The organism is Caballeronia sp. LZ065, from assembly GCF_031450975.1.
GTDB lineage: Bacteria > Pseudomonadota > Gammaproteobacteria > Burkholderiales > Burkholderiaceae > Caballeronia.
Genome location: NZ_JARUXV010000001.1, coordinates 2,705,485 through 2,729,123, shown reverse-complemented (window position 1 = coordinate 2,729,123; position 23,639 = coordinate 2,705,485). Strand labels below are relative to the sequence as shown.

29 protein-coding genes and 1 riboswitch are annotated in these 23,639 nt (G+C 64.5%); of the genes, 11 read left to right on the top strand and 18 right to left on the bottom strand.

Annotated features, from left to right (window positions below; genetic code table 11):
- Positions 1-25: 25 nt before the first annotated feature.
- From tolB to ydfG, 6 genes are all read right to left on the bottom strand, one after another.
- On the bottom strand, positions 26-1,318 hold the full coding sequence (gene tolB / locus QCE63_RS12605; RefSeq protein WP_309833272.1) for a Tol-Pal system beta propeller repeat protein TolB: 1,293 nt from the start codon (positions 1,316-1,318) through the stop codon (positions 26-28).
- Positions 1,319-1,446: 128 nt separating this feature from the next.
- On the bottom strand, positions 1,447-2,568 hold the full coding sequence (gene tolA, locus QCE63_RS12600) for a cell envelope integrity protein TolA (protein ID WP_309833270.1): 1,122 nt from the start codon (positions 2,566-2,568) through the stop codon (positions 1,447-1,449).
- On the bottom strand, positions 2,565-3,008 hold the full coding sequence (tolR, locus tag QCE63_RS12595; RefSeq protein ID WP_309833268.1) for a protein TolR: 444 nt from the start codon (positions 3,006-3,008) through the stop codon (positions 2,565-2,567). The genes tolA and tolR overlap by 4 nt, the downstream gene beginning before the upstream one ends.
- Positions 3,009-3,022: 14 nt before the next feature.
- Complete coding sequence (tolQ, locus tag QCE63_RS12590; protein WP_016346195.1) at positions 3,023-3,700, bottom strand: protein TolQ; 678 nt, start codon at positions 3,698-3,700, stop codon at positions 3,023-3,025.
- 170 nt (positions 3,701-3,870) lie between these two features.
- Positions 3,871-4,320, bottom strand: coding sequence for a tol-pal system-associated acyl-CoA thioesterase (gene ybgC / locus QCE63_RS12585; RefSeq protein ID WP_309833266.1), 450 nt, complete (start codon positions 4,318-4,320; stop codon positions 3,871-3,873).
- Positions 4,321-4,447: 127 nt separating this feature from the next.
- A complete protein-coding gene (gene ydfG, locus QCE63_RS12580; protein WP_309833264.1) occupies positions 4,448-5,194 on the bottom strand; it encodes a bifunctional NADP-dependent 3-hydroxy acid dehydrogenase/3-hydroxypropionate dehydrogenase YdfG in 747 nt (248 codons plus the stop codon).
- Between the two features lie 206 nt (positions 5,195-5,400).
- A riboswitch (ZMP/ZTP riboswitch) is annotated at positions 5,401-5,499 on the top strand.
- 181 nt (positions 5,500-5,680) lie between these two features.
- Here ydfG and glyA point away from each other — a divergent pair.
- The 7 genes from glyA (at position 5,681) to QCE63_RS12545 (ending at position 10,314) form a co-directional block, all read left to right on the top strand.
- Positions 5,681-6,928, top strand: coding sequence for a serine hydroxymethyltransferase (gene glyA, locus QCE63_RS12575; RefSeq protein WP_309833262.1), 1,248 nt, complete (start codon positions 5,681-5,683; stop codon positions 6,926-6,928).
- 18 nt (positions 6,929-6,946) lie between these two features.
- On the top strand, positions 6,947-7,429 hold the full coding sequence (gene nrdR, locus QCE63_RS12570; RefSeq protein ID WP_309833259.1) for a transcriptional regulator NrdR: 483 nt from the start codon (positions 6,947-6,949) through the stop codon (positions 7,427-7,429).
- Positions 7,430-7,586: 157 nt separating this feature from the next.
- Positions 7,587-8,144, top strand: coding sequence for a GspH/FimT family pseudopilin (locus tag QCE63_RS12565; RefSeq protein WP_309833258.1), 558 nt, complete (start codon positions 7,587-7,589; stop codon positions 8,142-8,144).
- Positions 8,141-8,524 (top strand): prepilin-type cleavage/methylation domain-containing protein, encoded by a 384-nt coding sequence (locus tag QCE63_RS12560; RefSeq protein ID WP_309833252.1) that lies wholly within the window; start codon positions 8,141-8,143, stop codon positions 8,522-8,524. The genes QCE63_RS12565 and QCE63_RS12560 overlap by 4 nt, the downstream gene beginning before the upstream one ends.
- On the top strand, positions 8,521-9,327 hold the full coding sequence (locus QCE63_RS12555) for a PilW family protein (protein ID WP_309833250.1): 807 nt from the start codon (positions 8,521-8,523) through the stop codon (positions 9,325-9,327). Before QCE63_RS12560 ends, QCE63_RS12555 begins: the two co-directional genes overlap by 4 nt.
- 78 nt (positions 9,328-9,405) lie before the next feature.
- Complete coding sequence (locus QCE63_RS12550; protein ID WP_309833247.1) at positions 9,406-9,834, top strand: hypothetical protein; 429 nt, start codon at positions 9,406-9,408, stop codon at positions 9,832-9,834.
- A gap of 9 nt (positions 9,835-9,843) precedes the next feature.
- Positions 9,844-10,314, top strand: coding sequence for a type IV pilin protein (locus QCE63_RS12545; RefSeq protein ID WP_309833245.1), 471 nt, complete (start codon positions 9,844-9,846; stop codon positions 10,312-10,314).
- Positions 10,315-10,329: 15 nt separating this feature from the next.
- Here QCE63_RS12545 and QCE63_RS12540 read toward each other — a convergent pair whose 3' ends face one another.
- The 4 genes from QCE63_RS12540 to QCE63_RS12525 all read right to left on the bottom strand — a co-directional run bounded on the left by QCE63_RS12540 (position 10,330) and on the right by QCE63_RS12525 (position 13,223).
- Positions 10,330-10,833 (bottom strand): DUF3318 domain-containing protein, encoded by a 504-nt coding sequence (locus QCE63_RS12540; protein ID WP_309833241.1) that lies wholly within the window; start codon positions 10,831-10,833, stop codon positions 10,330-10,332.
- A gap of 27 nt (positions 10,834-10,860) precedes the next feature.
- Positions 10,861-11,241, bottom strand: coding sequence for a phage holin family protein (locus QCE63_RS12535; RefSeq protein ID WP_309833239.1), 381 nt, complete (start codon positions 11,239-11,241; stop codon positions 10,861-10,863).
- 195 nt (positions 11,242-11,436) lie between these two features.
- Positions 11,437-11,739, bottom strand: coding sequence for a DUF883 family protein (locus QCE63_RS12530; RefSeq protein ID WP_309833236.1), 303 nt, complete (start codon positions 11,737-11,739; stop codon positions 11,437-11,439).
- Positions 11,740-12,032: 293 nt separating this feature from the next.
- Positions 12,033-13,223 carry an acyl-CoA dehydrogenase gene (locus tag QCE63_RS12525; protein ID WP_309833235.1) on the bottom strand — a complete coding sequence of 397 codons (1,191 nt, stop codon included), beginning with the start codon at positions 13,221-13,223 and terminating at the stop codon, positions 12,033-12,035.
- A 136-nt stretch (positions 13,224-13,359) separates the two neighbouring features.
- On the opposite strand from QCE63_RS12525, the gene QCE63_RS12520 reads away from it, so the two are divergent.
- Positions 13,360-14,160 (top strand): IclR family transcriptional regulator, encoded by an 801-nt coding sequence (locus QCE63_RS12520; RefSeq protein ID WP_309833232.1) that lies wholly within the window; start codon positions 13,360-13,362, stop codon positions 14,158-14,160.
- 4 nt (positions 14,161-14,164) lie between these two features.
- On the opposite strand, the gene kynA is transcribed toward QCE63_RS12520, so the two are convergent.
- The 3 genes from kynA to kynB are packed head-to-tail and all read right to left on the bottom strand — an operon-like array spanning position 14,165 to position 16,992.
- Complete coding sequence (gene kynA, locus QCE63_RS12515; protein WP_309833229.1) at positions 14,165-15,058, bottom strand: tryptophan 2,3-dioxygenase; 894 nt, start codon at positions 15,056-15,058, stop codon at positions 14,165-14,167.
- Positions 15,059-15,071: 13 nt separating this feature from the next.
- Positions 15,072-16,322, bottom strand: a complete 1,251-nt coding sequence (gene kynU / locus QCE63_RS12510) for a kynureninase (RefSeq protein WP_309833228.1) — start codon at positions 16,320-16,322, stop codon at positions 15,072-15,074.
- Positions 16,323-16,365: 43 nt separating this feature from the next.
- The gene (gene kynB / locus QCE63_RS12505) at positions 16,366-16,992 is read right to left on the bottom strand and encodes an arylformamidase (RefSeq protein WP_309833224.1); all 627 of its coding nucleotides are present in this window, start codon (positions 16,990-16,992) and stop codon (positions 16,366-16,368) included.
- Positions 16,993-17,126: 134 nt separating this feature from the next.
- Between kynB and QCE63_RS12500 the strand changes: the two genes are divergently transcribed.
- Complete coding sequence (locus tag QCE63_RS12500) at positions 17,127-17,675, top strand: Lrp/AsnC family transcriptional regulator (RefSeq protein WP_309833222.1); 549 nt, start codon at positions 17,127-17,129, stop codon at positions 17,673-17,675.
- A gap of 16 nt (positions 17,676-17,691) precedes the next feature.
- On the opposite strand, the gene QCE63_RS12495 is transcribed toward QCE63_RS12500, so the two are convergent.
- Positions 17,692-18,204 (bottom strand): flavin reductase family protein, encoded by a 513-nt coding sequence (locus tag QCE63_RS12495; RefSeq protein ID WP_309833220.1) that lies wholly within the window; start codon positions 18,202-18,204, stop codon positions 17,692-17,694.
- Between the two features lie 317 nt (positions 18,205-18,521).
- Between QCE63_RS12495 and msrA the strand changes: the two genes are divergently transcribed.
- Complete coding sequence (msrA, locus tag QCE63_RS12490; RefSeq protein ID WP_309833218.1) at positions 18,522-19,091, top strand: peptide-methionine (S)-S-oxide reductase MsrA; 570 nt, start codon at positions 18,522-18,524, stop codon at positions 19,089-19,091.
- A 22-nt stretch (positions 19,092-19,113) separates the two neighbouring features.
- Here the strand turns inward: msrA and QCE63_RS12485 are convergent, their stop codons facing one another.
- The 3 genes from QCE63_RS12485 to pdxH form a co-directional block, all read right to left on the bottom strand.
- Positions 19,114-20,163 carry a DUF72 domain-containing protein gene (locus tag QCE63_RS12485; RefSeq protein WP_404990123.1) on the bottom strand — a complete coding sequence of 350 codons (1,050 nt, stop codon included), beginning with the start codon at positions 20,161-20,163 and terminating at the stop codon, positions 19,114-19,116.
- A gap of 53 nt (positions 20,164-20,216) precedes the next feature.
- Positions 20,217-21,431 carry a cyclopropane-fatty-acyl-phospholipid synthase family protein gene (locus tag QCE63_RS12480; protein WP_309833215.1) on the bottom strand — a complete coding sequence of 405 codons (1,215 nt, stop codon included), beginning with the start codon at positions 21,429-21,431 and terminating at the stop codon, positions 20,217-20,219.
- Between the two features lie 89 nt (positions 21,432-21,520).
- Positions 21,521-22,162: a pyridoxamine 5'-phosphate oxidase gene (gene pdxH / locus QCE63_RS12475; RefSeq protein ID WP_309833212.1), complete on the bottom strand. Its 642-nt coding sequence runs from the start codon at positions 22,160-22,162 to the stop codon at positions 21,521-21,523.
- 294 nt (positions 22,163-22,456) lie between these two features.
- Here pdxH and QCE63_RS12470 point away from each other — a divergent pair, with 294 nt between their 5' ends.
- Positions 22,457-23,299 carry a tRNA threonylcarbamoyladenosine dehydratase gene (locus QCE63_RS12470; RefSeq protein ID WP_309833209.1) on the top strand — a complete coding sequence of 281 codons (843 nt, stop codon included), beginning with the start codon at positions 22,457-22,459 and terminating at the stop codon, positions 23,297-23,299.
- Between the two features lie 66 nt (positions 23,300-23,365).
- Here the strand turns inward: QCE63_RS12470 and QCE63_RS12465 are convergent.
- Positions 23,366-23,639 (bottom strand): tetratricopeptide repeat protein (locus QCE63_RS12465; RefSeq protein WP_309833205.1); only part of this gene is annotated, 274 nt, incomplete at its 5' end.

Sequence of the window (23,639 nt, the reverse complement as noted above, 5' to 3'; positions counted from 1 at the left end):
TTGTATGTGAACGTTATTGCTGGACTTATTGCATGAACGGACCCCAGGACGGCTCGCGCACCGCACCGCCCTGTACTGACAAGACTTGCCGCGTGCGACCATCGGTCGATACGGCTGCCAACACGCCACGTCCGTTCACTTGGGTGGCGTAGAGGATGTACTGACCATTCGCCGCGAAGCTCGGCGATTCGTCATGCGTCGTGTCGGTCAGCCCCGTTGCCGTGCCGGACGCGAGGTCCAGCAAGTACAGCTTGAAGCCGCCGCCAGTGCGCGAAATGTACGCGAGTTGCTTGCCGTCCGGGCTCACGCGCGGGCTCGTGTTGTACGCGCCGGTGAACGTGACCCGCTGGGCCGCGCCGGCGCTTTCACCTGCCGCCGGCATCTTGTAGATCTGCGGCTGGCCGCCGCGATCGCTCGTGAAATAAATCGAGTTGCCATCAGGAGAGTAGAACGGCTCGGTGTCGATCGAGCTGCCCTGGGTCAGACGGCGCAGGCCGGAGCCGTCTGCATTGACTTCGAAAATCTGCGTGTTGCCGGTGCGCGAGAGCGCGACCGCGAGCTTGCGGCCGTCAGGCGACCACGCCGGGGCGCTGTTGTTGCCCTTCTGGTTCGACACGACCACGCGACGTCCCGTCGGCAGATCGTGGATGTACACCACCGGCTTCTTGCGCTCGAACGACACGTACGCGACCTTCGTGCCGTCCGGCGACCATGCCGGAGAGATGATCGGCTCGGGGCTGGAGAGGGCGATTTTCGCGTCCTGACCGTCCGAATCGGAAATCTGCAACTGGTAGCGGCCGCCCGTCTGGATGACATAGGACAGACGCGTGGCGAATACACCGCGGCCGCCGAGCAGCTTGGCGTAGATGTAGTCGGCGATCTTGTGTGCGCTCATGCGCAGGCCGCTTTCAGCGCTGACGAGCGACAGGCCGCCGAGGTTCTGCTGCTTGACCGTGTCGTACAAACGGAAGCGCACTTCGTACTGGCCGTTCGGCAGCTTGTTCACGCTGCCCGACACGAATGCATCCGCGCCTTTGGCCTTCCATGCGCCGAGATCGACGGAGTCGCCTTCCGCAACCGGCGTGCTGCCCGCGTCGATGTTCGTGAACTTGCCGCTGCGCTGCAGATCCTGGCGGATGATCGCGCTGACCTGCTGCGGCGAACTCGCTTCGTTGGCGAAGTTGGCCGTGGCGATCGGGAATTGCGTGGAGCCGACGCCGGTCACGAGTACGTTCAACTGGGCGTGTGCGGCAGTGCCGGCTGCGATCAGGCAGGACGCGACCAGCGTTCTCAGGCCAAGCTTCGTCATCAAACTCATGCTGTATAGGTTCCAGAAAAAAGCGTTTTCAAGTGTCCGCGGACTGCAGAACAGACCCGCGGACGCACGATTCGTTCCCGCTGCTTAATGCAGGCTTTCAGGCGGTTTTTCTTGCTGGTTTCGCGCACTTAGCCTCCCGCCGGCCGCAGCGTGATCGTGAAGTGATCGGGCGTGGGCCGGTCACCGACGTCACGCGGCATCGGATCGGAACGCTGCACCGCGCGCAGCGCCGCCTGATCCCACTGCTCGTTGCCGCTCGAGCGCGTGATGGTCGCCGACAGCAACGTGCCCGACGGCGCGCAGCGCACCGACACCACCGTCTCCAGTCCCGCCGTTTCGCCGGACCACACGATGTTCGGCCGCACACGGCGCTGGACCAGTTCCGCGTAACCCGAGGACGCCGCATTGCCGCCCGCGCCCTTGCCGGTACCGCTCTTGGCGAGGCCTTCGCCGCTCGACGCGGTGCCGCCGCCCAGCTGACCCTGCAACGCGGCCATGCGCGCCTTGTGTTCCGCGTCGGCCTTGGCCTTCGCTTCGGCAGCGGCCTTGGCTTTTGCGTCCGCCGCAGCCTTCGCCTTGGCGTCGGCGGCGGCTTTGGCCTTTGCTGCGTCGGCGTCCGCCTTGGCCTTGGCTTCCTGCTGTTCCTTCAACTGTTCCTGCTTCTGTTCCTGCTTCTGCGCTTCGGCTTGCTGCTGACGCTGCTTGTCCTGCTGCGCCTTCTGTTGCTGCTGCTTCTGCAGTTCGGCCTGACGCTGCTGCTCGATCTGCTTCTGCTTGTCCTGCATTGCTTTCTGCTGCGCGGCCGCGGCGGCGGCTTGCGCGGCCTGTTGCGCGCGCTTCGCTTCCGCTTCCTGCTGAGCCTGTTCCTGCTGGCGGCGCTGCTCGGCGAGCTGCGCTTCACGCGCGGCGGCTTCCTGTTGCTTGCGCTTCTTTTCCTGCAACGCGATGTCGGCGTCTTCGTCCTTCGCGGGCGGCGGCGCCGGCGGCGCCTTCACTTGCGGGACGGGCGGCGTGGGGGTAGGGCGGGGCGTCGGCGCGGGCGTGTCGGGGAGCTCGGTCCAGATTTCGGCCTCGGCGCCGGCGGGCGTGTTGTTCTGCCAGTTGATGCCGTGATACAGCAGCCAGATGAGCAACAGATGCATCACCGCGGCCAGCGCGAACGCGCGGCCCGTGCCGCGCTCGCGCGGCGGGCGGAGAGGCCGCGCGGACGCGCCGCGCGCTGGCTGATGCTTGTTCTGCGAAGCGGTCATTGCGATTTGACGAGCAAGCCGACGCGCTTCACGCCGCGCGACTTCATATCGGACATCACGTTCATGACGACCTCGTACTTCACCGTCTTGTCGGCGGCGATCACGACGGGCTGGTCAGGATGCGACTCCTGGCGGTTCAGCACGAACGTGTTGAGGTCGTCCTTGGTCATCTTCTGCTCTTGCGTGGCGCCGTCGTCGTTCTTGTAGCGGACGTTCAGGCTGCCGTCGGCCTTGATGTTGATGACGACGGGCGGCTGCTGTTCCTGCGGCTGCGCGTTACCGACGGTCGGCAGATTAATGATTGAAGGCGAAACGAGCGGCGCCGTCACCATGAAGATGACGAGCAGCACGAGCATCACGTCGATGTACGGCACGACATTGATGTCGGCCATGGCGCGGCGCGAACTGCCGCGCATGCTGGAACGAATCGGGCCTGCCATCGCGGACTCCTTTTTCAGTGCGCCTGACGCTGCAGGATGTTCGAGAACTCTTCGATGAAGGTTTCGAAGCGGATTGCCAGGCGGTCGATGTCATGCGCGTAGCGGTTGTAGGCGACCACGGCCGGAATGGCGGCGAACAGGCCGATGGCGGTTGCGACGAGCGCTTCGGCAATACCGGGCGCCACGTTCGCGAGCGTGGCCTGCTGCACGTTGGCCAAGCCGCGGAACGAGTTCATGATCCCCCAGACCGTGCCGAACAGACCGATATACGGACTCACCGAACCGACCGACGCGAGGAACGCGAGATTCGCTTCGAGCACGTCCATTTCGCGCTGGAAGGCGGCGCGCATGGCGCGGCGGGAACCGTCGAGGATCGCGCCCGGATCGGTGATGCGGCGCTCCTTGCCCTTCAGGAATTCGCGCATGCCGGATTCAAAGATACGCTCCAGCGCGCCGATGGTGTGGCGATTGTTGGCCGCGCTCTGATAGAGCGCCTGCAGGTCGCCGCCCGACCAGAAATCGCGCTCGAAACGCTCGGTCTGCGCACGCGCGCGGCGAATGGCAAACCATTTGCGGAAGATGAAAGTCCAGGACAGGAGCGACAGCAGCAGGAGCAGCGCCATCACGGCCTGTGCGAGCAGGCTCGCGTGAATGACGAGAGAAACGATCGACAGGTCTTGAGTATTGTTCATAAAGGTCCGCTGTAACGTCCCGAACGGGGCGTCCGGTCAAAGCGTCATGCTTTCGTGAAACGATTGTGAATAAAACGAAAGCCGCGTCGTGGCCGGCTCGTGTTCAGTAGTGCTTCCTCTGTTGCCCGGTGGATCGACCGTCTGGAGGTGCGACAAGTTCATGGATCAGGTCAGATTCGGTCAGGAAGGGCGCCGCGCCCGGCTGCGTGCGGGCCGCGCCGCAGTCCGTCGAGCACCGCATCGGGAATCGCGACTGGACGGATCGATGCGCGCGCCACCGACGCGACGCGAATATCACCGGTTGCGAGCAGCACGCCGTCGCGCCACGCTTCCTGATGAAAATCCACCGATGCGCGTCCGAGTCGTTCGATGCGGCTCTCGACCCGGAGGACATCGTCCAGCCGGGCCGGCGACGCGTATTCGACAGCCGTGCGCCTCACGACGAACACGATGCCTTCGGACTCGGCGAGAACCTGCTGGTCGATGCCGCAAGCGCGCAGCCATTCGGTGCGCGCCCGCTCGAAGAACTTCAGGTAGTTCGCGTAGAAGACGATGCCGCCGGCGTCGGTGTCCTCGTAATACACCCGAATCGGCCACTCGAAGGTCAACGGATCACTCACCTGTGTGCTGCCTTGCACGCGCCGCGGCGCGTCAGACCGCCCCGGCTCGCTTTTTGACAAATATTCATCGGCGGCATTTTACCGGAAGCGGACGCGACACCGCCAAATCCTTAGGCGGATCCGCGATTCAGGCGCGGTGAATTTGCAACGGTGCAAAGCTTTGCGCGATCGGCATGATCTCGATTGCGTTGACGTTCACATGCGCGGGACGCGTGGCGATCCAGTAAATGGAGTCGGCGATGTCCTCGGGCGTGAGCGCCTGCGTGTTCTTGTATACGGTGTCCGCCTTCGCGTCATCGCCCTTGAAGCGCACGTTCGAGAACTCGGTGCCGCCCACGAGTCCAGGCTCGATGTCGGTCACGCGCAGCGCGGTGCCTGCGACATCGGCGCGCAGGTTCAGGCTGAAATGCCGCACGAATGCCTTGGTCGCGCCGTAGACGTTGCCGCCGGCATAGGGATAGGTGCCCGCGACCGATCCCATGTTGAACACGTGCCCGCGATTGCGCTCGACCATGCCAGGCAGGATCGCATGCGTGATCGTCACGAGGCCCGTGCAGTTCGTGTCGATCATGTTTTTCCAGTCGTCGAGACTGGCGCGCTGGGCGGGCTCCAGGCCGAGCGCGAGGCCGGCGTTGTTGACCAGCACGTCGATCTGGGCGAAGGCCTCCGGCAGCGAGGAGATGGCATTCCTGACGGCGGTTTCGTCGCGGACGTCGAGTTCGAGCGGCAGGAGGGCGTCGCCAAGTTCCTTCGACAGCGCGACGAGCCTGTCCTTGCGGCGCGCCGCAGCGATCACACGATGCCCGCCCTTGACGAAAGTGCGGGCAATGGCAGCGCCGAAGCCGGCGGATGCACCGGTGACGAAGACGATCATGGGTGGACTCCGGATAAGGTTGAATGTGCAGAGCCGGAGCAGGTAAGGACGCGCGTCCGGCAACGGCGCAAAGGGTACTTCCATTGATGCGTCGCGGCAAGCAAACGCGGGTGCGAACGATCGTGCTTTATAGCCCTTCTTACGCCACCTGGCGGCCCTGGTGAGTCGGTTGCCTAAAGCGGGGCTGCCCATTAAACTACAACGCTCAAACCCCGCGTGACTGGCGATAGAATCTTCGGATTCAAGGTGGAGCGACCCACCAGGAAGCGCGGAGCGTCGTTTTGCCGTTCGCCTGGGCAGCTGAGATCCGCACGCCGTTGCTGCGTTGCCGGTGGCTGTCCGCCTTGCGAAATCGGATTCTTCCCTCATCCGTCGCGCCTGGACTCCATCGGTGTCCAGCGCCTGTTGCGTCTGCTTCGAGCACGTCTGTTTCGAAAATGACGTAAGCGCGATCCGGTCAACCTGAATTGAACTCACGGAAAACGTATGTTTGACAGAGCCGAAAGTACCCTCGCCAAAGTCGATCCCGAACTGCTCAAGGCGATCGAGCAGGAAAACCGCCGCCAGGAAGATCACATCGAGCTGATCGCGTCGGAAAACTACACCTCGCCGGCGGTCATGGCCGCGCAAGGTTCGCAACTGACCAACAAATACGCTGAAGGCTATCCGGGCAAGCGTTATTACGGCGGCTGCGAGTATGTGGACGTGGTGGAGCAGCTCGCCATCGACCGCGTGAAGCAGCTGTTCGGCGCGGAAGCGGCGAACGTGCAGCCGAACTCCGGCTCGCAGGCCAACCAGGGCGTGTTCTTCGCGGTGCTCAAGCCGGGCGACACGATCATGGGCATGAGCCTCGCCGAAGGCGGTCACCTGACGCACGGCTCGCCCGTGAACATGTCGGGCAAGTGGTTCAACGTCGTGAGCTACGGCCTGAACGAAGCCGAAGACATCGACTACGACAAGACCGAAGCGCTTGCCAAGGAACACAAGCCGAAGCTGATCGTCGCGGGCGCTTCGGCGTTTGCACTGAAGATCGACTTCGAACGTCTCTCGAAGATCGCCAAGAGCGTCGGCGCCTACTTCATGGTCGACATGGCGCACTATGCCGGCCTGATCGCCGCCGGCGTGTATCCGAACCCGGTGCCGCACGCGGACTTCGTCACCACGACCACGCACAAGAGCCTGCGCGGCCCGCGCGGCGGCGTGATCCTGATGAAGGCCGAGTTCGAAAAACAGATCAACTCGGCGATTTTCCCGGGCATTCAGGGCGGTCCCCTGATGCACGTGATTGCGGCGAAGGCCGTTGCGTTCAAGGAAGCGCTCTCGCCGGAGTTCAAGACCTATCAGCAGGCCGTGGTCGAGAACGCGCGCGTGCTGGCGGAAACGCTGGTGAAGCGTGGCCTGCGCATCGTGTCGGGCCGCACGGAAAGCCACGTGATGCTGGTCGACCTGCGCGCGAAGAAAATCACGGGCAAGGCTGCTGAAGCCGCGCTGGGCGCCGCGCACATCACGGTCAACAAGAACGCAATCCCGAACGATCCGGAAAAGCCGTTCGTCACGAGCGGCGTGCGTCTCGGCTCGCCGGCCATGACCACGCGCGGCTTCGGCATGAAGGAAGCCGAGATCGTCGGCAATCTGATCGCCGACGTGCTCGACAACCCGGAAGACCAGGCGAACCTCGAGCGCGTGCGCGCGCAAGTGTCCGACCTGACCAAGCGTTTCCCGGTCTACCGTTAATCTGCGAGTCCGACGCTCATGCGCTGCCCGTTCTGCCGACACGAAGACACCCAGGTCGTGGATTCTCGCGTGTCGGAGGACGGCGCGGCGATCCGGCGCCGGCGCCGCTGTCCCGCGTGCGACAAGCGCTTCACCACGTATGAACGGGTGGAGTTGGCGCTGCCTTCGGTCGTCAAGAAAGATGGCAGCCGCGTCGAGTTCGACCGGCGCAAGATTGTTTCCAGCATGCAGCTCGCGCTCAGGAAGCGGCCCGTTGCGGCGGATGCAGTGGACGCTTCTGTCGCGCGCATCGAGTATCAGCTGCTCGGCAGCGGCGAGCGTGAAGTGCAGAGCGAGCGGCTCGGCGAACTCGTCATGAACGAGTTGCGTCAGCTCGACACGATTGCCTACGTCCGTTTCGCTTCCGTCTACAAGCGTTTCGAAGACGTCTCCGAATTCGAAGACGTGCTCGAGGAATTCCGGCGCGCCGCGCCGAAGAAATCCACTTCGCGCAAGCGCTGATTTTTCAAGCATCTCTTTCTCCCAGACAGGTTTTCAGCCGTTCGTCCGCGCAGTGTGCCGGGCTTCGAGTGGCGTGAACACTCGTCCATTCGGCTAATGGCGGCCAGCATGCTTTGTCGTTAGATTGGGCTCTCCGGCTCAATCCACTCGATAAGGCATGCAGATGGTCCAGAAGCTTCTCCGGGTACCTCCAGGTTTCACCCTCGTCGAGCTGTGCGTCGTGCTCGCCGTGATGGCGATCCTCGCGATGTTCGCCGCACCTTCATTTGTGTCCTGGCAAATGCGCGATCAGGTCGATGCGCGCGCGCATGCGCTCTTTTCCACGCTGTCACTCGCTCGCGCCGAAACCATTCGGCGCGGCGTGCGCGTCACGCTGTGCCGGATCGATGCCGCGCGTCGTTGCCTCGCAGCCGGGCGCAGTTGCGAGGGCGGCGCTGTGGATTGGTCGTGCGGCTGGGGGCTGTTCGTCGAACGAGAGGGCGCGCCGGTGTTGTTGCGGCTGCAGGCGGCGATGTCGTCGGTGTCCATTGCGGGAACGTCGAGCGACATGTCGTTCACGCCGCCCTCGGGGCAGGTGATCGGCGGGTTTCGCAGTTTCGAGTTCGCGTCCCGCGGCGGCGAATCTTCCGCGAGCGCGGCGCTGCGACGCTGCATCCGCATCGCGGCGGGCGGGCGCGCCCGCATGACGCAGGGCGCGTGCGGAGCATCGGCATGAAGCGTATTCAACGGGGCGACTCGCTCGTCGAGGTGATGATTGCGCTCTCGCTCACCGCGGTGACCGCATTGGGGCTGACCGGCCTGCAGAGCGCGCTGGCGCGAGGCGAGCGCATGGCGCTGCTGCGCGAGCGCGCCGCATGGATTGCAGATTCCGTCGTAGAAGGCATGCGCGGCGATGCGGATAGCGCGGCGATCCTGTCGCAATGGCGCACGAGAGCGGCATTCCTCCTTCCTGCAGGAGACGTCGCCGTGGTCGATCGCGCAGCCGGCGTGCATGTCGCAACCGTGAGCTGGCATGCAGAAGAGCGCGGGCAGGCGTGTCCTGAGCCGCAGGCGCCACCGCGCTCGTCGTGCGTTGCCGTGGCGTTCGCCCGATGAACCCGCGCCACCGCCTCTCTGGCTCACGCTCACGCGGACACACGCTGCTCGAACTGAGCATCGCACTCGCGTTGGGCCTGTCGATCGTGAGCGCGTGTCTATCGCTTTATCGCGCCCAACGCGCGGCCTTCGAACGTGCCACAGACGCGGTGCGCATGCATGAAGCTGCTTCAATCGCGCTGGATATGCTCGGTCAGCAGTTGCAGATGGCAGGGTTCGCCGCCGACCTCGACCCGCGCGCCAGCCTGGACGCACCGCTCTTCGGTTGTGCGCAGGGGCGCGTGATCGGCGAGGAGGGGGCCGCTTCCTGTGAGACGCTCGCGAGTCGTTCAGACGGCGTGCAGGTTCGCTACGCGGCCGACGCCATCGCCACATGGCCCACTTCCGGCGGGGCGCCCACCGACTGCCTCGGCCAGGCAGTCCCTGATGCCTACGCCACCAATCGCTTCCATGCGAAGCCCAGCGCCTCCACCGGCGAGCCCGAGCTCTATTGCGAAGGCAACGGCAAGCAGGCGCAGCCAATCGTCGAGGGCATCGAGCGCATTCGCGCCCTGTACTGGTTGCCAGGCGCGCCCGCCGCGCTGGCCGCTTCGGGTATCGCCCGCGCGCGCTGGAAGGAGGTGCATGCCGTGGATGTCTGCGTCCTCGTGCGCGGCTTCACGGCACAGGTGAAACGCCGCGTGAATCATGTCGATTGCGACGGCGCGCCCGCCTCCAGCGACGACGGTCGCGCGCGACAAGCCTTCTGGCGGCGCGTCGCGCTGCGCAATGCGCCGCTTCTGTCGACGCGCGATGCCGGTTGAGCTATGAAACCAAGTTCCCGGTCCCGTTCCCGTTCGCGCGGCGCCACGTTGCCCATCGTCCTGATGCTTGCTGCGATGATGCTGGTCACCGCGAGCGCCTGGCTGCAAACCTCGCTTGTCACGGCGCGCTCGACGGTTGCAACGCGCGACCGGGCCCAGGCATTTCACGCGGCGGACGGCGCGCTGCGCCGCTGCAGCGACATGCTCGCGGCCGCGCTGCCGGCGACGAACAGCGAGCCATCGCGCTGGCGCTCGAAGGCTTCGTTCGAAGGCGCGGCGCCCCTCGCCGTCCGGCCATTCGACTCCTGGCCGTATGCCTACCGCGCGCCGCAATGTCTGATCGAAGCGTGGGCGCATCCGTCTGGCGCGGCCGAGGTTTCCTACCTGATCACCGCGCGCGGTTTCGGCGCCACGCCGGACTCGGAAACGTGGCTGCAGTTGCGCATCGACGTCGGCGAGGACGTCAGCGCGCAGCATTGGCGACGTGTCGTCGCCCGACCGTTCTGAGAGGCGCGCATGAAACCAGTCGAATCAAGAAGAACAGCAGCGTTCAGTCTGCTCGAATTGATGATCGCGCTCGCCGTGGCCGCGGTGATGGCGGCATTTGCCGTACCGGCTTACCGGACTCATGTGACCAAGGCGCATCGTGTCGATGCCGCCACTGCGGCGCTCAAGGCGGTCCAGTTCGTCGAAACAGCGCGGCTCGGGCAAGTTGCGGCCAGCGGCGATGCCATCGTCCTGAGCGCGGGCTTCGATCAGGCGCCATCGAGCGGCAGAGCCGTCTATCGCCTCGCCGTACTGCCCGAGAACGCCACCAATGGCGGATATGGAATCGAAGCCACGCCAGTCTCGCCCGGTGCGATGCAGGATGACGCGTGTGGTGTGTTTGTCGTCGATGCCACCGGACTGCGCTGGAATCGCGCGCCCGGCGCGACCGCGCCGCTGGATACGGCGCAGTCGCTTGCCTGCTGGGCGGGAAAAATGTAGTGCGGCGGAAGGGTTTCAGAACACCGTCGGATCGACGGCATCGTTCGAAGTCTCGGGCGTATTCGACTTCATCTGCTGATAGATGCGCCAGGCTTCCCAGCCGGCCAGTCCGAGGCCGCCCCACTTGAGCAGCGGCTTGGCGCCGCTCAGGAGCTTGGTCCGCACCGTCTTGGTGAGCACGAGCGAGGCGACGGAGCCGATGATCGGATACTGCTTGAACAGCATGCCGACGTTCTTCGAACCGAGCAGCGATCCCAGCATCCCGCCGACGCCGCCCGCCGACGCGCCACGGCCGCGTTTGCTCCAGCGGCTGGTGCCGCCGCCCGGGATCAGGAAGCGCAGGAAGCTGAAATGCGTAATGGATGAACGCAGGTCGTGCGTCGCCTGGCGCATTTCCATGCGTTCGACGTCCGCGCGCGCAATCAGCAGTTCCTTGCGCAGCGCGCGCATGTGCGGCGTGCGCAGCTTCTGCATCTTGTCGCGCTTCGGCGTCTTGAAGGTGTCGTCTTGTTGGCTCATGGCGGATTCAGGTGCGCGGATCGGGGATCAACGAAACATGTCGCGGTCCTTGCGGAACTCGGCGAGTGTGTCGTCGAACAGGTTCGGCGCGTCGCGCAGGTTGCTGCGCGCCCGCAGGCCGCATGCGATTGCGATCAGCGCATACAGCAGCGTGATGCCGCCCAGCGCCTGCCAGCGGTACGTGTCCCAGAAGAAAATCGCGATCAGGACGGTCAGCGAGATGAGCGCCATCATCGCGAGCATCATGGCGGTGAGTCCGAGAAACAGGACGCCGATCAGACGTTCCTTCTCCTCCTGGAGCTCGATGCCGATCAGTTCAAGGCGCGTCTCGAAGATGGCGAAGGCGGAGGTCATGATGCGTCGCAATGGTCCGGGGGACGATTGCTGCGGTGGCCGTTCTGTCGTCATGGCTTGAATGCGAGAAGCGCGTTGGTGCCGCTTGGTGTGCTTCCGGCCGGCGCGCGTGGCGGCCTGCCGGTACGAATGTCGAGCCGCGCGCCCGGGCAAGGCGCGTGCGGTTCAGTCCAGTTGCGACCCCGACAGATTCAGCTTCAGCAAACAACGGGCCATTGGCCTCAGAAGCGAGACCGGCCCGCGCTTCCTCTACTTTCGATTGATGAGCAGGCCGATCACCATGCCGAGGCCGGCCGCAATGCCAATGGACGCCCACGGATGTTCATGCACATAGTCATCGGTGGCGCGCGCTGCTTTCTTGCCTCGTTCGATGACGACGACTTGCGCGTCGGCGGCCTTTTCCTTCGCCTGCTTGAGGCGGGCCAGAGCGGTCTCGCGCAGCTCGGCGGCGCGTTCACCGGTGGCGGTCGCCGCTTGCTTCAAAAGGTCTTCGGCGTCAGCGAGTACGGTTTTGATATCCGACATGAATCGCTCCTTGTTGATTTCTGACATTAAAGGCTCCAATCGATGAGGCTACGCGAATCGTAACCAAAGATGGGGTCGCTGACGAGGAGGCTGACTCTCGCGGGCCAGATGACGCAGATTTCATTCCAGTTCCGCAACCTGTACGCCGACGCGGCCCGCGGCGCTACAGCTGGTCAAAGCTTCGACATCGTATCGAATGGATACGATCTGTCCCGTAAAAGTTTCAGCAACGGATCGAAAGTTACAAAGCCTTGCGGTCCTGAAATGCGAAGAGCCGGCAAGTGCCGGCTCTCTCATGCCATCGACGCTAAACCAAGCTGTCAGAAGAACGCCTGAATGCCCGTCTGCGCGCGTCCCAGTATCAGTGCGTGAATGTCGTGCGTGCCTTCATAGGTGTTCACGACTTCGAGATTCACCAGATGCCGCGCGACGCCAAATTCATCGGAGATGCCGTTGCCGCCAAGCATGTCGCGCGCGAGGCGGGCGATATCCAGCGCCTTGCCGCACGAATTGCGCTTCATGATGGACGTGATCTCCACCGCCGCCGTGCCTTCGTCTTTCATGCGTCCGAGACGCAGCACGCCTTGCAGACCCAGCGTGATTTCTGTCTGCATGTCGGCGAGCTTCTTCTGGATCAACTGGTTCGCCGCGAGCGGCCGGCCAAACTGCTGGCGATCCAGCGTGTATTGCCGGGCCGTGTGCCAGCACGCTTCGGCGGCGCCGAGCGCGCCCCACGAAATGCCATAGCGCGCCGAGTTCAGGCACGTGAACGGACCCTTCAGGCCGCGCACGTTTGGCAGCAGGTTTTCCTCCGGCACGAACACTTCGTCCATCACGATCTCACCCGTGATCGACGCGCGCAGTCCCACCTTGCCGTGGATCGCCGGGGCGGACAGTCCCTTCCAGCCCTTTTCGAGGATGAAGCCGCGGATGTCGTCACGGCCGTCCTCCTCCAGTTTGGCCCAGACCACGAAAACGTCCGCGATGGGCGAGTTCGAGATCCACATCTTCGTGCCGGAGAGGGAGTAGCCGTCCTGTACCTTTTTCGCGCGGGTCGTCATGCCGGCCGGGTCGGAGCCGGCGTTCGGCTCGGTCAGGCCGAAGCAGCCTATCCACTCGCCGCGCGCCAGCTTCGGCAGGTACTTGTCCTTCTGCGCGTCGCTGCCGAAGGTGTTGATCGGCACCATGACGAGCGACGACTGCACGGACATCATCGAGCGATAGCCCGAATCCACGCGCTCCACTTCCCGCGCGATCAGGCCGTAGCACACATAGTTGAGGCCCGCGCCGCCGTACTGTTCCGGAATGGTCGGTCCGAGCAGACCGAGTTCGCCCATCTCGCGGAAGATCGACGGATCTGTCTTTTCCTCGCGGAACGCCTGCATCACGCGCGGCTGAAGCTTGTCCTGCGCGTAGGCGCGGGCCGCGTCGCGCACCATGCGTTCGTCTTCGCTCAGTTGCTGATCCAGCAGCAGCGGATCTTCCCAGTTGAAACGGGCGGCTTCGGCCATGTGCGATCTCCTGATTTCAGTGAAAAGCGTCGCCGCCCCAAGCTCGATGTCGTACAGGAACCCAAGCACGCGCGCTTGACATGCGTTCCGCTAAGCGAAACAATGTTTTGCAAATCAGCCCTGAGTTTAGCATCCGATGTCAGCCGACTCCAATCGAAATTCCACGCCCGCTTCATTGCGCCATGTCACGCCGGACGACCTCGATGAGCGCAAATTCGTCGTTGCGCTGGCGCGCGGGCTCGACCTGTTGCGCGCGTTCCGTCCCGGCGAGACGCTGCTCGGCAATCGCGATTTCGTCGAGCGCACCGGCTTGCCGAAGGCGACGGTCAACCGCCTCGCCTACACGCTGACGATACTCGGCTATCTGCGCTTCGACGAATCCGCCGGCAAATATGCGCTCGACACCGGCGTGCTGTCGCTGGGTTTCACGTTGCTGGCGGAGTCGGACACGCTCGAACTGGCGCGTCCGCACATGCGCGCGCTGGCGAGGGAGATTGGCGCAGCGGTGTCGCTGGGCTGCCGCGACGGGCTCGACATGATCTATCTCGACACCATCCGCAGCGAAACGGCGCTGACGCTGGGCCTCGCGCCCGGCTCGCGTCTGTCGATGCTGACGAGCTCGATGGGCCGCGCCTGGCTCGCCGTGCAGGAGCCCGCGGCGCGCGAGGCCTTGCTGGAGGAGCTCGGCCGCAACGAGGGCGCGGACAAGGTCGATGCGGCGCGCATCGCGCTCGGTGAATTCGCGCGCGAAGGCTGCTGCTACTCGTTCCGTGAATGGCACGACGACGTCAACGCTGTCGCCGCGCCGTTCCGCGATTTGCGCAACGGACGCTGGCTGGTGCTGTCGAGCAGCGGGCCGGCGTCGTCGATGGGCGAGGCGTATTTCCGCGAGACCATCGGCCCGCGTCTGAAGGCGCTGGCGGCACGACTGGCCTGAACGCTTACAAGACCGTCCGGACGTGCCACAGCTCCGGAAACAGCACCACGTCGAGCATCTTGCGCAGATAGGACGCGCCCGCCGTGCCGCCGGTGCCGCCCTTGAAACCGATGATGCGCTCGACCGTCGTCACATGCCGGAAGCGCCATTGCCGGAACGCGTCTTCCAGGTCGACCAGCTCTTCGGCCATCTCGTACAGATCCCAGTGCCGCGACGGATCGCGATACACCGCGAGCCAGGCCGCTTCGACCGACGCGTCGTGGGTCGTGGGCTGCGACCAGTCGCGGCTCAGGCGCGCGGGATCGATGTCGAAGCCGCGCCGGGCCAGCAGCCGAATCACCTCGTCGTAGAAGGAGGGCGTTTCGAGCGCTTCCCGCACTTGTTCGTGAATGTCCGGACGATGCGCGTGCGGCTTCAGCATCTGCTCGTTCTTGTTGCCGAGCATGAATTCGATCTGCCGGTACTGATGCGACTGGAATCCCGACGATTGTCCGAGGTACGGGCGCATCGCGGTGTATTCGGAGGGCGTCATCGTCGCGAGGACGTTCCACGCCTGCACCAGTTGCTCGAAGATGCGCGACACGCGCGCGAGCATCTTGAATGCGGGCGGCAGTTCGTCGCGATGCACCGCCGCCAGCGCCGCGCGCAGTTCGTAGAGCGCGAGCTTCATCCAGAGCTCGCTCGTCTGATGCTGCACGATGAACAGCATCTCGTTGTGATCCGGCGAGAGCGGATGCTGCGCGCTCAGGATGGCATCGAGGCCGAGGTAATCGCCGTAGCTCATCGAGTCGGTGAAGTCGAGCTTGGCTTCGTGCCAGCCTTCTTTTTGACCGGCGCCGGCGGTTTCGCCCGTGCTGGTTGCGCCATGCCCGAACGGGCAGCCTTGTGTCTGGTTCATGATCGTCGCTCGCTCAGGTTACCGACGCCCGCTCGGCGAACTCGGGCGCCCGCCAGCTTTCGGTTGCGAGGACGTCGCGCAGCACCTCGACGGCATCCCACACATCCACGAAACGCGTGTAGAGCGGCGTGAAGCCGAAACGCAGAATGCGCGGCTCGCGATAATCGCCGATCACGCCCCGCGCGATCAGCGCCTGCATCACCTCGTAACCGTGCGGATGCTCGAAGCTCGCCTGCGAACCGCGTTGTGCGTGGTCGCGCGGCGTGGCGAGCGACAGCGGAAATTCACCACAGCGCGTCTCGACCAGCTGGATGAACAGATCGCTCAGCGCGAGCGACTTGCGGCGCAGCGCCTGCATGTCGGTTTGCAGGAAGACATCGAGACCGCATTCGACCAGCGCCATCGAGACAATCGGCTGCGTGCCGCAGAGGAAGCGCCCGATGCCGTCGTCCGGACGATAGACCGGGTTCATTTCGAATGGCTTCTTGTGGCCCCACCAGCCGGACAGCGGCTGCGAAAAGGCGTTCTGATGCCGTTTCGGCACCCAGACGAAGGCCGGCGAGCCGGGGCCGCCATTCAGGTACTTGTAGGTGCAACCGACCGCGTAATCCGCGCCGACGCCATTCAGGTCGACCGGCACCGCCCCCGCCGAATGCGCCAGGTCCCACACCGCCAGCGCGCCCGCGCGCTGGATCATCTGCGTGAGCGCGGCCATGTCATGCATGGCGCCCGTTCGGTAGTTGACGTGCGTGATCATCGCGAGCGCGGTGTGCTCGTCGATGGCGGCGGGCAGGTCGGACGGATCGTCGACGAGGCGCAGCTCGTAGCCGCGGTCCAGTTGTTCGATCAGGCCTTGCGCGATGTACAGATCGGTCGGGAAGTTCGAACGTTCGGAGACGATCACGCGGCGCTTCGGATCGCGCTCGTGCGCCCGCTTCAGCGCAGCGGACAGGACCTTGAAGAGATTCGTGGAGATCGTGTCGGTCACGACGACTTCGTCCTCGGCCGCGCCGATCAACGGCGCAAGCTTGTTGCCGAGGCGCTTCGGCAGCGCGAACCAGCCGGCCGTGTTCCAGCTGCGGATCAGGCCTTCGCCCCATTCGGCGCCGATCACGCTCGCCGCGCGCGCGGCGGCGGCCTTCGGCGGCACGCCGAGCGAATTACCGTCGAGATAGATCACGCCGTCGGCGAGGGCGAACTGCTCGCGCAGGCCGTGCAGCGGGTCGTCGCGGTCGAGCGCCGCGGCTTCGTCACGATGTTGCATCGAAAATTCCATTTCTGTAATAAAGATCGGCTATGACTATGAATCAGGCCAGCGGACGCAGGACGGCGCGCACCGGGCTGGCGTCGAGCGTGGACAATTTGAGCGGCAGGGCGATCAGTTCGTAATCGCCCGGCGCGACGGCATCGAGCACGAGACCTTCGAGGATCGCCATGCCGTGCGCGCGGATGCGCCGGTGCGCGTCCATCGTTTTCGACTCCTGCGGGTCGAGCGACGGCGTATCGATGCCAATCAGCTTCACGCCGTGCCGGGCCAGCAGGTCGATGGTGTCGGGCGCGACCGCGGTGAAGGCGCTGTCCCAGGCGTCGAGCGGCGCGTTCCGGTAGGTGCGCAGCAGGACGCGCGGCGGCATGTCGTCGAGCTGCCCGGCGACGTGCTCCGGCAGCACGAGCGGCGTGACGCCCACGCAATGCACGACCCGGCACGCGCCGAGATAGGTGTCGAGCGCGACGGCGCCGATCGGCGCGCCGTGTTCGTCGTAGTGGAGCGGGGCGTCGGCGTGCGCGCCGGTGTGCGGCGACAGCGTGAGCCGCGCGACGTTGACCGGCGAGCCCGCTTCCATGCGCCACACACGCTCGATGCCGACGGGCGTATCGCCCGGCCAGACGGGCGTGGCGGGTTCGATGGGCGGGGAAATGTCCAGCAGCGTCATGACGCGCTTTAGCAGAAAGCGTGGAGATGCGTCAAATCATAGTCGTGTTGTCTCGCAAGGTGCTTGCGAAATAAATACCCAAAAGTGTCGCGCTTAGAACATAATTCGATGAAACGGGCCTAGGGGACTCAAAAATGACCGGCTTCACGCTCGATGCAACGGATTGCCGAATTCTGGCGGTACTGCAGGAAGATGGACGGATCAGTAACCTGGACTTGGCGGAGCGCATTTCGCTCTCGCCGTCGGCGTGCCTGCGCCGAATGCGTCTGCTCGAAGAGGAAGGGGTGATCGCGAGCTATCGCGCGTGCCTCGACCGCGAACGCCTCGGTATCGAACTGGAAGCGTTCGTCCACGTCTCGATGCGCAACGACGAGGAAAACTGGCACGAGAAGTTCGCCGCCGCCGTGCGCGACTGGCCGGAAGTGGTCGGCGCGTTCGTCGTGACCGGCGACACGCACTACGTGCTGCGGGTGCTCGCGCACAACCTCAAGCACTATTCCGACTTCATTCTCTCGAAGCTGTACAAGGCGCCGGGCGTGATCGACATCCGCTCGAACATCGTGCTGCAAACCATGAAAGACGACGCGGGCGTGCCGGTCGCGCTGATCGATCAGCCGGCATTGCGGGCGTCCTCAGCGGTGTCGTCCGGGACGTCATCAGCGGCGTCCTCGGCGGCGTCCTGAGCCGGGAAGTCCCAGGTCAGTCCAGCGGTCCGAGGGTATGGAAGCTGCCCGCCTGAAAGACGAGCGGGGCGGCGGGGTCGTTGTCTTCGCGCATGCCGCAACGTTCCACTTCGCCGACGAAGATCACGTGGTCGCCTTCGTCATAGCGGCTCCGGTTGTGACACTCGAACCAGGCGATGGCCCCGTCCAGCACCGGCATGCCGCTGTCGCCGGCCGCGTGCGACACGCCCGCGAAACGGTCGCCCTTGACCGTCGCGAAGCGCCGGCACAAGTCGAGCTGCGACGCCGCCAGCACGTTGACCACGTAGTGACTGTTCGAGCGGAAAACCGCCATCGACGCCGACCGGGTCGCGAGGCTCCACAGCACGAGCGGTGGATCGAGGGAAACGGAGTTGAACGAACTGGCCGTGATGCCGATGGGCTGGCCGGACGGCGTGAGCGTCGTGATGACGGTGACACCGGTCGCGAACTGGCCGAGTGCGGTGCGAAACGCTGACGGGTCGAAATTCGGGGCTTTGGCGCGTGTCATGGTGCGGATGGGCGGTCGAGTCTGCCGTGTGCTACCGAGCCGGCCGCGCGTCGCGCTTCAGTCGGTGAGACTTTTCGGAAGTCATGTAAAAACAGGTGATGTGTTGCGATTCTAGCGGAATCGGCTGTCGCCGTAGGTTCAAGGCCGTACCGGGCAAGCAGGTTTTCTGCCCGCGAGGCCAATCAGCGTCGCCTGTCCAAACCCAATAAACTCGATGAATGCATCCCGGCCGCGCATGCATTGAAGAAACGGCCGGGCGCATCCATATGCATGGTCCGCGGCACGCGCCGCATGCACTTGATGAGGAGTTGCGCCTTATGACTCAGCAGACCCAGCAGAACGAGCAGGCCGGATACGAAACCGCGACGCTCGGCGGCGGTTGTTTCTGGTGTACCGAAGCGGTGTTTCTGGCCGTGCAAGGTGTGGTATCGGTCGAATCGGGCTACGCGGGCGACAAGGTGCTGAATCCGTCGTACGAACAGGTCTGCGGTGGCGACACCGGCCACGCAGAAGTCGTGAAGGTCGTGTTCGATCCGTCTGTCATCGGCTTTCGGGAAGTGCTTGAGATTTTTTTCGCGACCCACGATCCGACCCAGCTCAACCGTCAGGGCGCCGACACCGGCACGCAGTACCGCTCGGTCGTGTTCACGCATTCGGACGAGCAGCGCAAGATTGCGCTCGACGTGATCGAGGAACTCCAGCGCGAGGATATCTACGGCGGCAGGATCGTCACGGAAGTCAGCGCGCTCGACGGCAACTACTATCCGGCCGAGGCCTATCACCAGAACTTCTTCGCGCAGCATCCGGAGCAGGGCTATTGCGCGGCGGTCGTCGGGCCGAAGGTCGCCAAGTTCCGCAAGAAGTTCGCGCATCGCCTCAAGGCGTGATGGCGTAAAGGCGTGAGCGCGGTTACGATGCGCGCGCCCGTTCGCACGCCGCGGCAATGCCCCGCGCCAGCTCGAAGCACGTGAGCGGCGCGGAGCCTTCCGCCTTGTTGTTCGCAGCGATCACCACCGGCTGGCCCGCGATCGCATATTGCGCGGCCAGGTCGGCCAGCGCTTCGCGCGTGTCGAGATCTTCGTCGACGATCCGGTCGAACGGCTCGTACTTCGCCTTCGCCTGTTCGTAACGGAAGCCGCTGTGCAGGCTCCAGCGCACGACGAGCGGCCCCATCCCGGTTTCATCCAGCAGCGCGAGCGCTTTCGCCTGGCGGCGCACGTCGGGCATGCGCGCGTGCACGCCGATGCAATAGCGCACCTTCGCCTCCCGCAACGCGCGGATGAAACGCGGCGTGAGCATGACCGCGTCGCGTATTTCCACGGCATAGCAGGCGTCGCCTTCGAGCGGCGGCAGCGCGTTCAAGAATGCCGAGAGACGATCGATGAACACCGCCGGCTCGACCACCAGCGCATCCGGCAGCGGCGAGAACTGGAACACCAGCGCGCCGGCCTTCGCGCCGAGTCCGCCGATGCACGGCGTCACGAACTCGTCGATGGCAATCTGCGCGTTCAGGAACGCGGGATTGTCCGCGTCGGGCACGCCGCGCTCGCCGCGCACGAAGGCATCGGTGACGGAGGCAGGCGCCTTGACGATGAAACGGAAGTGATCGGGCACCTGCGACGCATAGCGTGCGTATTCGGCGAGCGACAGCGGCGCATAGAACGAGCGGTCGATTGATACGCTTCGTAGCAGCGGATGCGCGCCGTACGCGGCGAGACCGTCGCGCGAGAGCTTGGTGTTTGGGTAGTCGTCGCCGTAGACGATGCCGCGCCAGCCCGGAAACGACCATGTCGAGGTGCCGAGATGGATCGAATCGGGAAGGCGTTGTGCAAGAAGTTCGAGTTCGGGCTGCAACGGCGCGGGCAGCACGCCGCGCGCTTTGGTGGACTTCGGCGTCGACTTCGGCGTCGGAAGGGGCTTCGAAGGCTCACCCACCACAGACGCAGGCTCGCCGAACAGATCGAGGGTGTCCTCGTCCGGCCCGCCCGCCTCGTGCTGCGTGAGATCGCGGTTCAGAGCGCCTTCTCGTAGATATAACGCCGCGACCACGGCAGCGTCTTCGCGCTGCGTCCCGCCTTGCGGCAGATCACCTGGTAGATCGACACGTCGTCATTTTCGAACGCATACGCACAGCCCGCCAGATACACGCGCCAGATGCGGAAATGCTCGTCGTCCACGAGTTTTCTCGCTTCCTCGGCGTTCGCCTCGAAGCGCTCGGCCCAGACGTCGAGCGTGTGCGCGTAGTGACGGCGCAGACTCTCGACGTCGAGCGCCTCCAGCCCGCCTTCCTGCATCGTCTGCAAGGCGAGGCTGATGTGCGGCAGCTCGCCGTCCGGGAACACGTATTTGTCGATGAAATCGCCGCCGCCGAGCGAGGTCTCGCCGCTGTCGGCGTCCGACGAGGTGATGCCGTGATTCATCGCGATGCCGTCGTCGACCAGCAATTCGCGGATCCGAGCGAAGTAGCCCGGCAGGTTCTTGCGCCCGACGTGCTCGAACATGCCGACGCTCGTGATGCGGTCGAATTGTCCCGGGACGTCGCGGTAATCCTGCAGGCGGATCTCGATCCTGTCTTCCAGCCCGGCGGCCTTGACGCGTTCGGTTGCCAGCTTGAACTGGTTTTCCGAGAGCGTGACGCCCACGCATTTCGCGCCGAACTTCTGCGCTGCGCGAATCACGAGCGCGCCCCAGCCGCAGCCGATGTCGAGCAGCGTGTGCCCTGGCTGCACCTGGATCTTGGTCAGGATGTGGTCGATCTTCTTCAACTGCGCGGTGTCGATGTCTTCGTCGCCGTTCTCGAAGTACGCGCAGGAGTAGACCATGTTCTTGTCGAGCCACAGCTGGTAGAACTCGTTCGACACGTCGTAGTGGTACTGAATGGCCTTCTTGTCCGACGCCTTCGAATGAGTGAAGTAGCGTCGCACGCGGGCCAGCTTGCTGGCGCTGGTCACCGTGTTCTTCGCGAGCGAATAGCTGATGTTGATGATGTCGCTCAGCTTCCCTTCGATGTCGATCTTGCCTTTGACATAGGCTTCACCGAGATTGTCGAGGGTCGGTTCGAGCAGGTATTGCAGCGCGGTGGCGCTCTTCACATGCAGGGTGACCTGCGGCGCGGCGAACTGGCCGAAGTCATGCTGCTGGCCGTCCCACAGCACGAGACGCGCGGGCAGGTTGGCCCGGTCCCGCACTTCCTCAACCCATTGCGTCAGCTTCTTCTCCCAGAACATGCCTGTTTCTCCGCGCTAAGAAAATCAAGGGGAAGGCGTGCGCCTTCATTCTCGTTGCCGTTGTCGTCTCGCTTGCCACAGTGCTCGCGTCAGGGCGCGAGTCTCGTGATTCGCCACGCGTCGTCCGCACGATCCCGCGTATAGACGATGCGGTCGTGCAGGCGCGAGGGGCGCCCCTGCCAGAATTCGATGGTGTCGGGCACGACGCGATAACCGCCCCAGTGCGGCGGACGCGGCGGGGCGTCGCCATAGCGGGCGATCATCTCGCGCTCGCGCGCTTCGAGCGTCGCGCGGCTGTCGAGCGGCTCGCTCTGCGGCGAGGCCCACGCGCCGATCCGCGAACCGAGCGGACGCGAGGCGTAGTACGCGTCGCTTTCCGCGTCGCTGGTCTTTTCGACGCGCCCCTCGATGCGCACCTGGCGCTCGAGTTCGATCCAGTGGAACAGCAGGCTGGCTGCGGGATGGGCGGCGAGTTCGCGGCCCTTGCGGCTGTCGTAATTGGTGAAGAAGACGAAGCCGCGTTCGTCGACGCCCTTGATGAGCACGATGCGGGCGGAAGGCCGGCCCGTTGCGTCGACGGTGGCCACGGTCATGGCATTGGGTTCGGGCAACTTCGCATCGAGTGCTTGTGCGAACCAGGTTTCGAATTGGCGTACCGGGTTCGGGTCGACGTCGGCCGCGTCCAGCGCACCGCGCGAATAGTTTTGGCGAAGATCTGCAAGAGTCGTCATTTTTATGCAAACGCTACAGTCGCGACAGTATAGCCAACGTGAAACGATCTTGCCCTGATTACCCGGGCGCGACTCCGGGAGCATGGGAAGGATCGTGAGCGGCTATCACGTCACGGGTTTCGATAAGGCAGAATACGCAATCCGGCCGTATTTTGCATGGATCCGTACCCCTGAACGAAACGCCGACAGGCACTTGAAAGCAAATGTTGAGGCAGCACAAGCATTGGCCGTATTTCGGCTTGTTGCGGGCTTCAGAATTGCTTTCAATGCAGCGTGCTTTTTACCTCGTCCGATATGAACGCTTCCTCCGTTTCCTCCGCTTCTCTCTCCGCTGACGCCGCCGACCGCGAGCGCCGTTTCGGCGGTATTGCGCGTCTGTACGGCGCGCCCGCGCTGGCCGTGTTCGAACGCGCGCACGTCGCGGTGATCGGCATTGGCGGCGTCGGTTCGTGGGTGGCGGAGGCGCTGGCCCGCAGCGCGGTGGGCCGCTTGACGCTGATCGATCTGGACAATGTCGCCGAGAGCAACACGAACCGCCAGATCCACGCGCTCGACGGCAACTACGGCAAGGCCAAGGTCACGGCCATGGCCGAACGTATCCGGCTGATCGATCCGGCGTGCGAAGTGCGTGAGATCGAGGACTTCATCGAGCCCGGCAACTTCGATGCAGTGCTCGGCAACGGCTTCGATTACGTGGTCGACGCCATCGACAGCGTGCGCACGAAGACCGCGCTGATCGCGTGGTGCGTGAAGAGCGGGCAGCCGCTGATCACGGTGGGCGGCGCGGGCGGGCAGCTCGATCCGACGCGCATCCGCATCGACGATCTCGCGCTGACCATTCAGGATCCGCTGCTGTCGAAGGTGCGTGGCCAGTTGCGCAAGCTGCACGGCTTTCCGCGCGGACCGAAGGCGCGGTTCAAGGTGAATGCCGTGTATTCGGACGAGCCGCTGATCTATCCCGATGCGCCCGTCTGCGATCTGAGCGAGGGCGCCGAGCATCTGGAAACCGGCGGCGGACATCAGGGCCCGGTCGGGCTCAACTGCGCGGGCTTCGGTTCGAGCGTGTGCGTGACGGCGAGTTTCGGTTTCGCGGCCGCCGCGCGCGTGCTGAGGGATCTGGCGAAACGCGCGGCCTGAGCGTCGCGCGTTTCCAATGCAAAACGGCCAGCTGCATCGAGCTGGCCGTTCAGTGTTGCGCGACGTTCAGTTCATCGCCGCGCTGAGCCGGCGCCGCCAGCGCGAGACGACATCCGGCTGATTCGCGGCGAGTTCGAAGACCGAGAGCATGGTCTTGCGGCCGACGTCGTCCATGAAGGCACGGTCGCGCACGACGATTTCCAGCAGATGCTCCAGCGCGCCGTCGAATTCGCGGCCCGCGATCAAGCGGTTGGCCAGCGCGAAACGCGCGTCGAGATCGTCGGGATTGGCTTCGACCGCGGCGTACAGCGCGTTGGCGGGCGGGAGATCGGCGGCAGCG

Coding starts and splice junctions, on each gene's coding strand:
- tolB (WP_309833272.1), bottom strand. CDS start 1,318: ATGAGTTTGATGACGAAGCTTGGCCTGAGAACGCTGGTCGCGTCCTGC.
- tolA (WP_309833270.1), bottom strand. CDS start 2,568: ATGACCGCTTCGCAGAACAAGCATCAGCCAGCGCGCGGCGCGTCCGCG.
- tolR (WP_309833268.1), bottom strand. CDS start 3,008: ATGGCAGGCCCGATTCGTTCCAGCATGCGCGGCAGTTCGCGCCGCGCC.
- tolQ (WP_016346195.1), bottom strand. CDS start 3,700: ATGAACAATACTCAAGACCTGTCGATCGTTTCTCTCGTCATTCACGCG.
- ydfG (WP_309833264.1), bottom strand. CDS start 5,194: ATGATCGTCTTCGTCACCGGTGCATCCGCCGGCTTCGGCGCTGCCATT.
- glyA (WP_309833262.1), top strand. CDS start 5,681: ATGTTTGACAGAGCCGAAAGTACCCTCGCCAAAGTCGATCCCGAACTG.
- nrdR (WP_309833259.1), top strand. CDS start 6,947: ATGCGCTGCCCGTTCTGCCGACACGAAGACACCCAGGTCGTGGATTCT.
- QCE63_RS12565 (WP_309833258.1), top strand. CDS start 7,587: ATGCAGATGGTCCAGAAGCTTCTCCGGGTACCTCCAGGTTTCACCCTC.
- QCE63_RS12560 (WP_309833252.1), top strand. CDS start 8,141: ATGAAGCGTATTCAACGGGGCGACTCGCTCGTCGAGGTGATGATTGCG.
- QCE63_RS12555 (WP_309833250.1), top strand. CDS start 8,521: ATGAACCCGCGCCACCGCCTCTCTGGCTCACGCTCACGCGGACACACG.
- QCE63_RS12550 (WP_309833247.1), top strand. CDS start 9,406: ATGCTGGTCACCGCGAGCGCCTGGCTGCAAACCTCGCTTGTCACGGCG.
- QCE63_RS12545 (WP_309833245.1), top strand. CDS start 9,844: ATGAAACCAGTCGAATCAAGAAGAACAGCAGCGTTCAGTCTGCTCGAA.
- QCE63_RS12540 (WP_309833241.1), bottom strand. CDS start 10,833: ATGAGCCAACAAGACGACACCTTCAAGACGCCGAAGCGCGACAAGATG.
- QCE63_RS12535 (WP_309833239.1), bottom strand. CDS start 11,241: ATGACGACAGAACGGCCACCGCAGCAATCGTCCCCCGGACCATTGCGA.
- QCE63_RS12530 (WP_309833236.1), bottom strand. CDS start 11,739: ATGTCAGAAATCAACAAGGAGCGATTCATGTCGGATATCAAAACCGTA.
- QCE63_RS12525 (WP_309833235.1), bottom strand. CDS start 13,223: ATGGCCGAAGCCGCCCGTTTCAACTGGGAAGATCCGCTGCTGCTGGAT.
- QCE63_RS12520 (WP_309833232.1), top strand. CDS start 13,360: ATGTCAGCCGACTCCAATCGAAATTCCACGCCCGCTTCATTGCGCCAT.
- kynA (WP_309833229.1), bottom strand. CDS start 15,058: ATGAACCAGACACAAGGCTGCCCGTTCGGGCATGGCGCAACCAGCACG.
- kynU (WP_309833228.1), bottom strand. CDS start 16,322: ATGCAACATCGTGACGAAGCCGCGGCGCTCGACCGCGACGACCCGCTG.
- kynB (WP_309833224.1), bottom strand. CDS start 16,992: ATGACGCTGCTGGACATTTCCCCGCCCATCGAACCCGCCACGCCCGTC.
- QCE63_RS12500 (WP_309833222.1), top strand. CDS start 17,127: ATGACCGGCTTCACGCTCGATGCAACGGATTGCCGAATTCTGGCGGTA.
- QCE63_RS12495 (WP_309833220.1), bottom strand. CDS start 18,204: ATGACACGCGCCAAAGCCCCGAATTTCGACCCGTCAGCGTTTCGCACC.
- msrA (WP_309833218.1), top strand. CDS start 18,522: ATGACTCAGCAGACCCAGCAGAACGAGCAGGCCGGATACGAAACCGCG.
- QCE63_RS12480 (WP_309833215.1), bottom strand. CDS start 21,431: ATGTTCTGGGAGAAGAAGCTGACGCAATGGGTTGAGGAAGTGCGGGAC.
- pdxH (WP_309833212.1), bottom strand. CDS start 22,162: ATGACGACTCTTGCAGATCTTCGCCAAAACTATTCGCGCGGTGCGCTG.
- QCE63_RS12470 (WP_309833209.1), top strand. CDS start 22,457: ATGAACGCTTCCTCCGTTTCCTCCGCTTCTCTCTCCGCTGACGCCGCC.